Source organism: Pedobacter sp. (assembly GCF_039594775.1).
Lineage (GTDB): Bacteria > Bacteroidota > Bacteroidia > Sphingobacteriales > Sphingobacteriaceae > Pedobacter.
In genome coordinates this window covers 715,398-728,774 of record NZ_JBCNMT010000001.1, presented here as the reverse complement: position 1 = coordinate 728,774, position 13,377 = coordinate 715,398, and the positions used below count along the sequence as shown (strand labels likewise).

13 protein-coding genes and 1 tRNA gene are annotated in these 13,377 nt (G+C 39.2%); 10 read left to right on the top strand and 4 right to left on the bottom strand.

From position 1 onward, the window contains the following. The first annotated feature begins 39 nt into the window (after positions 1-39). The 9 genes from ABDV71_RS03200 to ABDV71_RS03160 are packed head-to-tail and all read left to right on the top strand — an operon-like array spanning position 40 to position 8,843. Positions 40-840 (top strand): TIGR04325 family methyltransferase, encoded by an 801-nt coding sequence (locus ABDV71_RS03200; RefSeq protein WP_343530979.1) that lies wholly within the window; start codon positions 40-42, stop codon positions 838-840. Further along, positions 833-1,840, top strand: a complete 1,008-nt coding sequence (locus ABDV71_RS03195) for a glycosyl transferase (RefSeq protein WP_343530978.1) — start codon at positions 833-835, stop codon at positions 1,838-1,840. The genes ABDV71_RS03200 and ABDV71_RS03195 overlap by 8 nt, the downstream gene beginning before the upstream one ends. Then, on the top strand, positions 1,824-2,210 hold the full coding sequence (locus ABDV71_RS03190; protein ID WP_343530977.1) for an FdtA/QdtA family cupin domain-containing protein: 387 nt from the start codon (positions 1,824-1,826) through the stop codon (positions 2,208-2,210). Before ABDV71_RS03195 ends, ABDV71_RS03190 begins: the two co-directional genes overlap by 17 nt. Positions 2,211-2,253: 43 nt before the next feature. Then, positions 2,254-3,294, top strand: a complete 1,041-nt coding sequence (locus ABDV71_RS03185) for a DegT/DnrJ/EryC1/StrS family aminotransferase (RefSeq protein ID WP_343530976.1) — start codon at positions 2,254-2,256, stop codon at positions 3,292-3,294. Positions 3,295-3,350: 56 nt separating this feature from the next. Continuing rightward, positions 3,351-3,836: a CHRD domain-containing protein gene (locus tag ABDV71_RS03180; RefSeq protein WP_343530975.1), complete on the top strand. Its 486-nt coding sequence runs from the start codon at positions 3,351-3,353 to the stop codon at positions 3,834-3,836. Positions 3,837-3,843: 7 nt separating this feature from the next. Continuing rightward, positions 3,844-4,467, top strand: a complete 624-nt coding sequence (locus ABDV71_RS03175; protein WP_343530974.1) for an RNA polymerase sigma-70 factor — start codon at positions 3,844-3,846, stop codon at positions 4,465-4,467. Further along, positions 4,464-5,459, top strand: a complete 996-nt coding sequence (locus ABDV71_RS03170; protein ID WP_343530973.1) for a FecR domain-containing protein — start codon at positions 4,464-4,466, stop codon at positions 5,457-5,459. The genes ABDV71_RS03175 and ABDV71_RS03170 overlap by 4 nt, the downstream gene beginning before the upstream one ends. Next, positions 5,440-8,001: a TonB-dependent receptor gene (locus ABDV71_RS03165; protein ID WP_343530972.1), complete on the top strand. Its 2,562-nt coding sequence runs from the start codon at positions 5,440-5,442 to the stop codon at positions 7,999-8,001. Before ABDV71_RS03170 ends, ABDV71_RS03165 begins: the two co-directional genes overlap by 20 nt. A gap of 2 nt (positions 8,002-8,003) precedes the next feature. Beyond that, the gene (locus ABDV71_RS03160; protein ID WP_343530971.1) at positions 8,004-8,843 is read left to right on the top strand and encodes a hypothetical protein; all 840 of its coding nucleotides are present in this window, start codon (positions 8,004-8,006) and stop codon (positions 8,841-8,843) included. Positions 8,844-9,043: 200 nt separating this feature from the next. Here the strand turns inward: ABDV71_RS03160 and ABDV71_RS03155 are convergent. The 4 genes from ABDV71_RS03155 to ABDV71_RS03140 all read right to left on the bottom strand — a co-directional run bounded on the left by ABDV71_RS03155 (position 9,044) and on the right by ABDV71_RS03140 (position 12,142). Continuing rightward, positions 9,044-9,117: transfer RNA gene (locus tag ABDV71_RS03155), tRNA-Asp, on the bottom strand. A 206-nt stretch (positions 9,118-9,323) separates the two neighbouring features. Beyond that, complete coding sequence (gene prfA / locus ABDV71_RS03150) at positions 9,324-10,397, bottom strand: peptide chain release factor 1 (protein WP_343530970.1); 1,074 nt, start codon at positions 10,395-10,397, stop codon at positions 9,324-9,326. 198 nt (positions 10,398-10,595) lie between these two features. Further along, positions 10,596-11,402 carry a hypothetical protein gene (locus ABDV71_RS03145; protein WP_343530969.1) on the bottom strand — a complete coding sequence of 269 codons (807 nt, stop codon included), beginning with the start codon at positions 11,400-11,402 and terminating at the stop codon, positions 10,596-10,598. Continuing rightward, positions 11,399-12,142: a UDP-2,3-diacylglucosamine diphosphatase gene (locus ABDV71_RS03140; RefSeq protein WP_343530968.1), complete on the bottom strand. Its 744-nt coding sequence runs from the start codon at positions 12,140-12,142 to the stop codon at positions 11,399-11,401. The genes ABDV71_RS03145 and ABDV71_RS03140 overlap by 4 nt, the downstream gene beginning before the upstream one ends. Before the next feature lie 206 nt (positions 12,143-12,348). On the opposite strand from ABDV71_RS03140, the gene ABDV71_RS03135 reads away from it, so the two are divergent. Further along, positions 12,349-13,359, top strand: a complete 1,011-nt coding sequence (locus ABDV71_RS03135) for an NAD(P)/FAD-dependent oxidoreductase (protein ID WP_343530967.1) — start codon at positions 12,349-12,351, stop codon at positions 13,357-13,359. The last annotated feature ends 18 nt before the right edge of the window (positions 13,360-13,377 follow it).

The following is a 13,377-nucleotide window of genomic DNA, read 5'->3' as shown; positions in this document are numbered from 1 at the left end:
AGAATCCCATTGTCTTGTAAGCAGAAATTTCAGTAAAAAATGTTGAAAAGCCTGTTTAAAAAGCGAAAAAAAAATCAATTCGGATGGTTCGGGGATTATTCCTCTTGGAGCGAAGTGAGTGCTAAATCGGGAGGTTATGATGCAGATGTTATACTTGAGCGCACCAAAAATGCCTTACTCAAGGTAAAAAATGGTGAGGCGGTTTATGAGCGTGATTCTGTAATTTTTGAAAAAAAAGAATACCCTCACGCACTAATTGCTTTTCTGCTACTTAGTGCTAAGCTAAAAAAACAACCATTAAATATCCTTGATTTTGGCGGTTCATTGGGAAGCACCTACTACCAGCTGAAAGAATTTCTAACGCCAGAGGTTTGCTCAAGCTGGAATATTGTTGAACAAGAACATTATGTAGCCTGTGGCAAAGCCAATTTTGAAAATGAGCAACTCAAATTTTATCATGGAATTGAGGTTTGCCTATCAGTGCAAAAAATTGACCTGATACTATTGTCCAGTTCGGTCCAGTACCTAGAAAAACCACACGAGTTTCTTCAACAGTTAGCAGCCTATAACTTTGATTTCATTCTTTTCGACAGAACCGCTTTCAACCATAAGCCTCAAGACCGCTTGACCCTACAGACAGTACCCGATGAAATTTACCCCGCATCCTACCCTTCTTGGTTTTTTAATGAAACACTCTTTCTAAACCATTTTTCTAACCAATACAAAGTGGTCTCTTCTTTCCCTTCCTATGTACCTGGCGAAGCAGATATGTACATAGATGGCAAACAGGTGGCTAGCAACAAAGGATTTTACCTTATTAATTCATTAAAACATGCTTAATTTCTGTACTTTATTTAACTCCAATTATTTGTCGCGAGGTATGGCAATGTATTATTCTTTGGAGCAGCATTGCACTCATTTCCATCTGTATATCTTTGCATTTGACGACCATTGTTATAACACCCTGAGAGCGCTTAACCTTAAACATGCAACCATCGTTAGTTTAAAGGAATTTGAAAATGAGCAACTACTTGCAGTAAAATCAGAAAGAACGCCTAGAGAGTATTGCTGGACTTGCGCCTCATCAACCATAAAGCATTGTATAGAAACCTACAGATTAGACCATTGTAGCTATGTAGATGCAGATCTGTTGTTTTTTAGCGACCCAAGAGTACTCTATAATGAAATGGGTGATAAGTCAGTAATGATCACGGAGCACCGATTTACACCGCATCATGATCAATCCGCTACAAGTGGGATTTATTGTGTACAGTTTATGACCTTTAAAAATACTGAAGCTGGCATGGAAGTATTGAACTGGTGGGTAAACGCATGTATAGAGTGGTGCTATTGCCGTTTTGAAGACGGAAAATTTGGAGATCAAAAATACCTAGATAACTGGGCTGAAAGATTTGATACTGTTCATGTGCTTCAGCACCTTGGCGGTGGCGTTGCACCATGGAATGTGGAACAATATACCTTCAGTAAAAAATCAGGAAAAATTAAGGGTGAAGAGCTTGCCACAGGGAAAAGCTTCGACTTGGTTTTTTACCACTATCATGCTTTTCAATATACCCGGAATAATACTTATAAATTAACTTTTGAGAATTACTTCCTATCCAAACAACTAATATATAAGGTTTATAAGCCGTATGTTAAGGCATTAACAGCAGCCCAAAAGAAAATAAAACAAGCAAATACTACTGCTATTTCTTACGAAGTAACGAATGATATTGAATGGATAAACCGTGTGATAGGACGATCAATCACACTTACCTTACTTGGTTATTATAAAAATTTTTATAAAGAAAGATTCACAAGCTATGGCCTCTTTAATTAATTTAAAAACTTTTACAGACGAACGCGGCAACCTCACGGTAATTGAAAAGGTGGTACCTTTTGACATTAAAAGAATATTTTACATCTACGGTGTTGATGGTTCAGTACGTGGCGGACATCGCCATGTTAAGACCGTACAAGCAGCCATTTGTATTCGTGGTGCCTGTGTAATTTATAACAACAATGGCACAGACGAGTCAACTTATTTACTCGACTCCCCTGATAAGTGCCTGATTATTCAGCCAGAAGACTGGCATAGCATGTACAGTTTTAGTGAAGATGCTATTTTGATGGTGCTTGCGTCTGAATTTTATGATGCCCAAGACTATATCGAAACCCCTTACCCAGAATATCTGAATATTGCCGTGTAACATGATCGAGTACGAAAATCTTTATTTGCTAAACAAGCCCTTTATGGACCAATATCGCCAAAGTTTCGACGATAGCTTGGACAAGGGATGGTTTATCCTTGGCGATAAAGTAAAAACCTTTGAGAAGCAATTTGCCGAATATTGTGGTGCCGGGCATTGTGCTGGTTTAGCCTCCGGACTGGATGCCCTGATACTGGCACTAAGATATTTTGATTTTCCCGAAGGTGCAGAAGTCATTGTTCCCTCAAATACTTATATCGCAACCATCCTCGCCATTCTAAATAATGGATTGGTTCCCGTATTGGTAGAACCTGATATCAATACATACAATATCGACCCTTCAAAAATAGAAGCAAGTATTACACCTAAAACCAAGGCCATCATCGTTGTACACCTTTACGGCAAGTGTTGTGAGATGGAAACAATCATGAAGGTTGCAACGCAATATCGTCTTAAAGTAATTGAAGATTGTGCACAGGCACATGGAGCTACTTTTAAAACAAAACAAGTGGGCACTTTTGGCGATTTCGGGGCCTTTAGCTTTTACCCTACAAAAAACTTGGGCGCACTGGGAGACGGAGGAGCACTGATTTCGAATGACAGCTTGGCTATTGATAAAATAAAAGCATTACGGAACTATGGGTGCCATGAAAAATATTACAACAATTACATTGGCATCAATTCCAGGTTAGACGAAATCCAAGCTGGCTTTCTATCGGTTAAACTACCTTTCCTTGAGGAGATAAATACACATAAACAAAAGCTGGCTACGCTTTATCAAGAAGGATTAAAAACCGATTTCATCAAACCTGTGTTACAGCAAGATTTTAAGGATGTGTACCATATTTATACCGTAAGGCATCCTGAAAGAGACCGTTTAAGGGCACACTTACTAAAGCACAACATTAAAACAGAGATACATTATCCGGTTCCACCACACCAACAAAAAGCATTAAAAAACAAGTTAAAAGGAAGCTATCCAATTGCAGAGCTGATTCATCAAACAACTTTGAGCTTACCAGCTTCCTATTGCCATACAGTAACTGAAATTGAAAAAGTAATCGATGTAATGAATGAATTTTAAACCTAAACTGTAATATACTATAATTTAGTATTTTAGCAACCGTTTAAAATGCTATAATGAGGGATAATTTACATAGGCATCTACTGATTAAAATTAGTGTCTTTTTTATTTTGGTTTTTATAACTGGCTGTAAGAAAAAAGAGGATGTAACGGAAGAGGCTAAAGTAAAGCCACCGTTAAGAACTTACATTGTTACGGCCAGAATTGATAAAAAAGGAACCAATAGTAATTCCGATGGCACAGCAGTGCTGAAAGGTAATTATGATGAAAGCACAAAAATACTGAGTTATGCTGTGGAATTTAAAAATATAGATCCAACGCTAATTACACTCAGAAACGGACCAAAAGGCTCTACAGGTTCTTTGGTTAAGGAAATTTATAAGCAGACGGCGGGAAAAGTGACCACCATGGCGCTAAAAGGTAGTTTAGAACTAAGCCCGCTTAATGAACGAAATCTGCAGAAAGGGAATTGGTTTGTAGCTATAAACACTTTAGCGTTGAGCCCTGAGATTTCAGGGATCCTTACTTTAAAGCAACAATAGGATGGCGATGAGCGGAGTGGATACAAACCTTACAATAGATAATGACCTGCAATTGATAAAAGCGATTGCACAACATGATAAACGAGGATTTGAGGCCCTTTATAAAAAATATTATCAACAACTGTTTGCCGTAGCGTACAGATATGTTGGTCAAACACAAATTGCAGAAGAAATCGTTCACGATGTATTTATAACCATTTGGAATAAAGCAGAACAGTTAAATATTCAGTATTCAATGAAAAGCTATTTATTTAAGTCAGTAGTGAACACCTCGCTAAATTTTCTAAAAAAAGAAAAGATAGCGCATGCAAAACAGGAGGCGTATGTTGCTGTCCAGGAGGAAGCTATAGTAAACGACGACATCATTGAAGCCGATGAAATATTACTTAAGAATTTGGAGCATGCGCTGGAAATGCTACCAGAAAAATGTCGACAGGTAATGTACCTCAGTCGATTTGGCAAATTAAAGCAGCAAGAAATTGCTACACAAATGGATATTTCCGTTAAAACGGTGAAAAACCACTTAACCTATGGCTTTCAAAAGCTACGGGAACATCTGCAAAAACATAAACAAGTGATCATATCATTATTAATGTTCACAAATATTTTTTACGCTCTAATTTTATCATGATGAAAGATTTTGAAGCAAGCGAAGAATTTTTACACAGCCTGATCATCGATGACCTTGACCAGACCATTACTTCAGAAAATAAGGAGCTGCTTGACCAATGGCGGGCAAATAATGAAGCTAATGAAAAAACTTATCAGGAGTTTGTCAATATTCAACTGGGAATGGATAAACTACTCACAAGGAATAGCCAAGATGTAGAATTGTCCTGGAAAACGTTAGATCGCAAAATTAGCGGCCAAACCAATAACCTGAATATAGACAGACCCAATAGAAAAATCGGTTTATGGTATAAAGTTGCTGCAGCCGTGTTGGTTATCGTATCTGTAGGCTATTATTTTATGCTACAGAACAGATACATTGTGGTGAACACTGCCAAAAATGCTGCCATTACACGCCTGAAACTACCCGATGGTACTGAGTTGAGCCTGAATGCTTCTACGGTAGTAAAATATGATAAAGATTTCATCAACAACAGGAGACTGGAGCTGCTGGAAGGCGAGGTATTTATTCATGTGGTTGAACACAATGGGCCACAATTTATTTTGGGGCTTGGAGAATTAGAGGCCCAGGATATTGGTACAAGTTTTAATGTGGTCAGAAATCCCAATAAAATAGCGGTTATTGTTGAAGATGGAGAAGTCGCACTGAAACATACTTCCCTAAATATGGAAGTACGACTTACCGAAGGCAAAACTGGAACCTATAACATAGCCACCAAAAAGCTTAGTTCGGCAGACAATACCAATCAAAATTATAAATCCTGGGTAGACAAGAAATTCATTTTTCAAGATGTTCCTATTGGAGAGGCCATTCAACAGCTTAGTCAGGTTTATCAAACACCTGTTCATATCAACAATGAATCGTTAAAAAATAGAAGATTAACAGCAAGGTTACATTATCAAACTTTAGATAGTGCACTTAATGTTATTTCCGCATCTTTACAATGCAAAGTAACAAGGGAAAAGGATACCTATGTTTTATCGAACAACTAAGCCATTTCATTTTTTAATTATTCTTTTTCTACTGTTACTGAATTTTCAGGAAAAGCTTTTTGCACAACAGAAAAATCCGTTAAAAAACTACGTTACGATAACACTACCTCCAGATTCCCTAATCACCTCATTAAAAAAACTGGAGCTAAAAGCAAAATGCAGTTTTGCTTTTGACCCCGATCAACTTAGAAAGTTAAAAAATAAAGAGTTCAGATTTACACAGACCCCATTAAGCACTATTCTGGAAAGATTGCTTTTTGGCACAGCACTGGAGTTTAATCTGATAGGCAACGATATTGTAATTACGCCTGGTAAACAGACTACATGGACTATTCATGGTTACGTAAGAGATAGCTATAACGGCGAAGAACTGATTGGCGCCGCAGTTCAGATTCCTGCGCTACAGGTAGGTGTTACAACTAATCAATATGGGTTTTATTCTATCAGTATTCCCCAAGGGGATTACGAAATTCTGATATCCAATACAGGCTATCAACCGCAACGAAAGCAGGTCCATTTAGACAGAAACAAACAGGAGCAGGTTGAATTGTCGCTCAAAGAACGTCCGCTGGAAGAAGTAGTCATCACGAAAGCCGCAACTGCACCTAATCCCGTATTGCTAAATGAACAGAACTTTGCAGCTAAGCAGCTAAACAATGCCTCCTATTATTTAGGGGAGACAGATCCAATGAAACGACTACAAATGGAGAATGGGATTAAAGCCATAACCGAGGGTAGCTCTGGTCTGTTTATACGAGGCGGTAATGCAGACCAGAATCTGATCTTACTGGACGAAGCCATCATATACAATCCCTCACATCTATACGGGCTGGTTTCTGTATTTAATTCGGATGTGGTAAACAACATTCAGGTTTATAAGGATTATATGCCTGCGAATTATGGCGGAAGGCTATCTTCCGTAATTGTAAACAGGATGACAGAAGGGAATAGTAAAGAGTTTCACCTGAGCGGTGGGGTCAATTTGATGTCACTCCGCTTTTCAGCCGAAGGGCCTATTGTTAAAGATAAGGGTTCGTTTATTGTAGCCTACAGGCGGAGCTTGCTCGATGTCTTTCATCGCAAATTCAAATTGTTTAATCCCAATTCGGTATATGATGATATCAATGCAAAAGCAAACTACAAACTGAATAAAAACAACAGTGTTTTTTATTCGGTTTACATCGGAAAAGACAATCTGTTATCTGAAAACTCCTATACCAACAAATGGGGAAACTTAACCTCTACCTTGCGCTGGAACCATATTTTCAACTCAAAAGTATTCCTCAATGTATCCGCCATTTACAGCAATTACAGTAACCTACTGGATCTTAATGCCGATACGCTGTCTCAAAAAAGTCAGTGGAGCACAGGTGTTAAGGAAGTTACGTTAAAGGCAGATTATACCTATTACAGGAGTCCCAAAAGCCAGATCAAGTTTGGAATATCCAACATTTATCACCAGTTTATGCCTGGTGAAATGTATAAACAACAAGCATTTGAATTTAACATTTCAAGAGAAAAATCTCTAGAGTCTGCCCTTTATTATTCACAACAGATCAGTTTAAACAAATCATTTGAATTAGATTATGGCCTCCGGATATCTATGTTCAGAGATGCACAGGAGCAACAAAATCTTTTTGATGATCGGGGAAACAGAATTAAAAAAGATCTTGTAAAAACTTTTATAAATCCAGAGCCAAGGATCAACATCAGCTATTTACCGCAGCCAAACCAGCGTATTTTTATCACTTACAACCGTAATTATCAATACCTACAACTGGTACAAAACAGCGCACTGGCCTTCTCCTCCCTCGAACCCTATATTCCGGCTTCTGTAAATATTAAGCCACAACATTCCAATCATTTTTCACTCGGCTATCGCTATACACCGCTAAACTATGTGTTTTCGGCAAATGCCTACTATAAAAAATTAAGCAATCAGCTTGATCTTATTGGCCATACCCAGATCATTAGCAACCCTAGTATCAGGAACCAGCTCAGGTCCGGAAACTCTGAGGCTTATGGATTAGAACTAGAGGTGAATAAAACAGAAGGAAGGTTTTCTGGTACGCTGGCCTATACCTATTCCCGAGCATTTCGTAAAATTGAGGACATCAATTTTGGGAACCGCTTTGTCGCCAATTACGACATTCCAAATGAACTTAAACTAACGGCAAGGTTTGAGCTCAACAAGCGAATTTCTTTCCAGTCATTTTTCACTTATACCACCGGTCGACCACTCACGCTTCCTGTTGGCTATTATCAACATGATGGTTTAAATGTGCCAATATTTGAAGGTCGAAACACATCCAGATTTCCAGATTACACCCGGCTCGATGTCTCCGCACAATATCGTTTACAATCGAGGATAAGTAGCAAACGTGCCATGGGACATCTCATCTCTATAGGAATATATAATTTATATAATCGAAAAAACCCATTATATTACCATCTAAGTTCATCATCATTTGAACCTAGGAGCAGCACTACGGAGTATGGGTTTGGTTTTTACCCGTGGATTGCCTACAGTTTTAAAATATAGCTATGAAACGTATTCATGTTTATTTATTGGTATTTTTCATGATAGCAGCAATGACTGGCTGTAAGAAAAGCGCTTTAGACAACAATGGCTTTTTAAAACCTGGACGAGCTTACGATTTAGCAGTAGAGGGTGGTTTTAACACTTATACCGCTGCGCAATATATTAGACTTACCAAACCGGCCCTGTATCCAGATTCGGCACCCACACCCATCAGTAAAGCTTCTGTAGTCGTAAACAATGGCAGAGTAGATCTGGTTTACAAAGAGACAAAAACTCCAGGGGTTTATATGGCAACGAACAATGATGATCCAAACTACAACAATGCTTATACGCTGACTATCAAATACAATGGGAAAACCTATACTGCAGTAGATACACTGAGACAGGTCGTTAACATTGTAGACGACTTCCTTCCCTTGTCTACACGAGCTATAGATAGCAAAACCGTAGAAGTTACCGTTCCCAAACACACTTTCGGATACTTAAATTCAAACAAATGGTATATCTCCTATAAAGATCTCCCAACTTGGCATCCCTCCAGGTTTGATCAGACGAAATATTACAGTTATACGCATTTATTAGGATCACCAAATTCCTTATATCCGCTGAATAATCTGAAAAGAAAATTTTCGCTTGCTAAGGAAGATGGTGTTTTCATTTATAAAATCTCACTTTCCGAGAACTATGCTAAATACCTATATGGGGTATTCATGGAAACGGATTGGAGCGGTCTTTTTTCAAGCGTACCCGTTAATGTACAGGGAAATGTTTCCGGAAATACACAAGGGTACTTCTCCGCAAATGATATAGATTATAAGAGATACCCAGCAAAAGATCTATAGGCAAAAAACCACTTGTTAACATTCGGCGATAAACTTTCAGAATTATATAGGGAGCTCTAGAAACAGAGCTGACCTAAAGATAACCTTCTGAGCATAAAACCCCTCGGGCATAAAACAATATCCTCGAATTTTTTTTGTGACAAGCGTAAAAAAACGCCATAAAAGCAAAAAGCTCCAACATCTCTGTTGAAGCTTTCTTGCGGTCCGGACGGGACTCGAACCCGCGACCTCCGCCGTGACAGGGCGGCATTCTAACCAGCTGAACTACCGAACCGTTCGCAACGTCAAACAAGTGTTTTCCGTTTTGGTGATGCAAATATAGAGTGAATATTTCATTTATTCAACAAAATTTAAAAATAATTTAACACCGAACAAAAAGCACCTCATTTACAATTATTTATTTTTTTAAAGCAACCTAACAACAAACAAAAAGCCCCGACACAAATGTCGAGGCCTTGTATAAATTAACAGAAGTAGTTCTTAATTCACGGCGCCTTCCTTCATTTTCTCTGCATTTTCAGCAAATTGAAGCTTGTCGATTAGCTCCTGAATATCGCCATCTACAATAGCAGGCAAGTTGTATAACGTTAAACCAATACGGTGATCGGTTACACGGCCCTGAGGATAATTGTACGTTCTGATCTTGGCCGACCTGTCACCTGTAGATACCATTGTTTTACGTTTTGCTGCAATATCTCCATGTTTCTTCTGTACTTCCAAGTCATACAACTTCGAACGCAACATTTCCATTGCCAGCTCACGGTTGGCCAACTGCGAGCGTTCCACCTGGCACACTACTACAATGCCCGAAGGTCTGTGCGTTAATTGCACCTTCGTTTCTACCTTATTTACGTTCTGTCCACCAGCACCACCTGAGCGTGAAGTCTGCAAATCCACATCCGCAGGATTAATGTATACATCCACCTCCTCGGCTTCTGGCAATACCGCCACCGAAGCTGCCGAAGTATGTACCCTGCCCTGAGTTTCCGTATCAGGTACGCGTTGCACACGGTGTACCCCGCTCTCATATTTCAGCGTACCGTAAACATCATCGCCACTTACCTTCAAAATTACCTCTTTGTAACCACCAGCAGTACCCTCTGTTACATCCATCACTTCAACCTTCCAACCTTTGGTGTCAAAATAACGCGTGTACATGCGGTACAGATCACCAGCAAAAAGTGCTGCCTCATCACCACCTGTACCACCACGAATTTCAAATACCGCATTTTTAGCATCCTCGGGATCTTTAGGGATTAGCATCAACCTGATGCGCTCCTCCATTTCCTCCTGTTGCACCAATAGCAAATCCTGCTCCTCTTTCGCCATTTCCCTCATCTCCGGATCCTTCTCGTTGCTTAAAATATCTTTGTTTGCCTCAATATTGCTCATCACGTTTTTGTACACTTTGTACTCTTCCACAATTTTGGTGAGGTCTTTATACTCCTTATTCAACGCAGCAAAACGTTTCATGTCCTGTATCACATCAGGATTGCTCAACTGCTCTTCCACATCTTCCCAGCGCAACTTAATGGCTTCTAACTTATCTAACATATATTTTTAAGAAAATCAATATCCAACAATAATCAAAGCAAGCCCCGCTTTACGCTCTTGTCTTTTTACGCCCCAGCACAAACCTCATAGGTTTCCCTCGCCATGTGCCCAGCAAACCTATGAGGTTTATCTAAGCTAAAAGTACAACCGCTTCAATCGGGTTTATTCAACCAAAAACAATGCAATAAATCACATGCTTTAATTATCGGACAGCAAAAATACGGCTTTTTCGGTTAACACCGCAATTAATTTGTTGCCCACCGTCACTTGCTTAATAGGGCCATTAACAGGCAGTTGCTGTTTCGATTGTTCAAAAGAGACCGGATGGTATTTCACCAACGTATGACCATTCACGTAAGCGATTACGTTACTCGTGATGTTAAAATCGGTCAAACTATCTATAGGTAACTCCCTTACATATCCGCCAAACCTATCAAACTGCAGAATACCATTATTGCGACGTTGCAAAAACACATACTGGTCAGAAGCGGCCAATTTCTTCGCATCAATCACCTCATCAAACAATTGGAATAGGTTTGCCGAACGAACATCCTCTGTAAAATTACTGCTCAACTTGACCAACACATTGCTAGCTCGATCAAAAATCCACAGACTATTATTGTTCCCAGATGCTACTGCCGACACCAACAAATTACCATTCTTGGCAAAAGAATAACTCGTGATCTCGTTCAGATTATTGTTCAGTACTACCACCTGTTGAAAATCGGCATAAAAAAGTACTACTCTCAACGGGTCGGAAACATCTACACTGTACAATTTCCCAAAACGGTTATTGCTATAGCGCCATTTCAATACCCCTTTGGCATCATATTTCAAAAGTTCGTCTCTTGCGGAAAGTAGGTAGACATTATCTAAGTTATCGGCGTAAACTGCTTTGGCAACGGTATCTATTTTAGCAACCTGTTTCAATTGCGCTTGTGTTGATCCGCTATCCAGCAGCAGAACAATCAAACAATTAAGCAATAAAACAATTAACCTTTTCATTTCTCAAAATATTCCAGCTTCAGTTGTTCTCCATCAAATACCCCATACGATTGGTAGTTTAACCATTCGCCAATATTGATATAAGTACTCCTGTCGCTTAGCTTTATTTCCAAGGGCAAGTGTCGGTGCCCAAACACAAAATAATCAAAATGTTGCTTCAGCAATTGCTCTTTAGCATACACGGCCAACCACTCCTTCTCTTCCCCTAAAAAAACCTCTTCAGCTTTACTGGCCGCCCTGCTATGTGCCGACCAACGATTAGCAATGCCCATACCTATGCTAGCTGGCAAAATACCAAACAACCATTGACAAACAGGATTTCTAAAAACCTTTCTTAAAAACTTATATTTCTTATCTCCCGGGCCTAAGCCGTCGCCATGATGCAGGTAAAATTTCTTGCCATTACGTTCAATCACCTGTTCATCGCTCACAATCTGCATCCCTATTTCCTTGGTGAAATAATCCCTTACCCACATGTCATGATTACCCTTAAAAAAGTAGATTTTAATGCCGCTATCAGCCATTTGCGCCAACTTGCCCTGCAACCTCACAAAACCCTTGGGCACTACATATTTATATTCAAACCAAAAGTCAAACACATCGCCCATCAAAAACAGTTCGCTGCAAGCAGGCGTAATCCAATCCAACCATCTTACAATACGGTCCTCACGCTGCCTACTCTCCTCGTAATTAGGAGACCCCAAATGGAAATCTGATGCGAAATATATGTTCTTGGTCATCTAAATTTCAAAGATAGCGTAGTTTTAAGTAATAATTAAGTTTTGCCGATAATACTTCGTTTCTTTGAAAAAACTAAATATAAATGGCCATTACAATGCAATACCGATAGATTTAGTAGATTTTTTCACTTTCTATCTAGAATTCATCTAAATAAGTGCCATTATTTAAAACTTAATTTTGTACTTTTGCACAAATTTTTAAGAATATGATCTCTACTGATATAGCTATTATAGGCGCTGGGCCAGTTGGTTTGTTTGCAATTTTTGAAGCGGGTTTGTTAAAGATGCGTTGTCATTTAATTGACTACTTACCACAGGTTGGCGGTCAGCTATCAGAAATATACCCTAAAAAACCTATTTACGATATTCCAGGCTTCCCATCTGTATTAGCCCAAGAACTAATCGATAATTTGATGGAACAAGCCAAGCCTTTCCACCCAGGTTTTACCCTTGGTGAGCGCATTGAAGGCTTGGAAAAAAGAGGCGAAGCAGACTTTGTTTTAACTACTAACATGGGCACCGTAATTGAAGCCAAAGTTGTAGTAATTGCCGGTGGTTTAGGATGTTTCGAGCCCCGCAAGCCTGCTGTTGCCGGATTAGAAAAATTTGAAAATGGCCGTGGGGTAAACTATATGATTTTAGACCCTGAGAAATATCGCGACCAAAAAATGGTAATTGCTGGCGGTGGCGACTCGGCTTTGGACTGGACAATTTTCTTAGCAGAGGTTTGTAGCGAATTGACCTTGGTACACCGTAGCGAAGCGTTTAGAGGTGCTCCTGACTCTGTTGCTAAAGTAATGGAACTTGCCGAAAAAGGTAAAATCAACTTGATATTGAACAGCAACTTAAATGCTGTGCATGGCGAAGGCAAATTGGAACAAGTAGAAATTATCCACAACAAAACCATGGAAACCATTAGTATTGAGGCCGACCACTTAATTCCATTATTTGGTTTAAGCCCTAAATTGGGACCAATTGAGCAATGGGGACTTAACATTAGCAAAAGCGCTATTGAGGTAAATGTTGACGACTATTCTACCAATGTTCCGGGAGTTTATGCTATTGGCGACATCAACACCTATACGAATAAGTTAAAATTGATTTTATGTGGTTTCCATGAAGCTGCATTGATGAGTCACAGCGCTTACCAGTACATGAACCCAGGCGTGAAATACACGATGAAATATACCACCGTAAATGGGGTGAGTGAGTTTTAAAAATTATATTGAGCAATA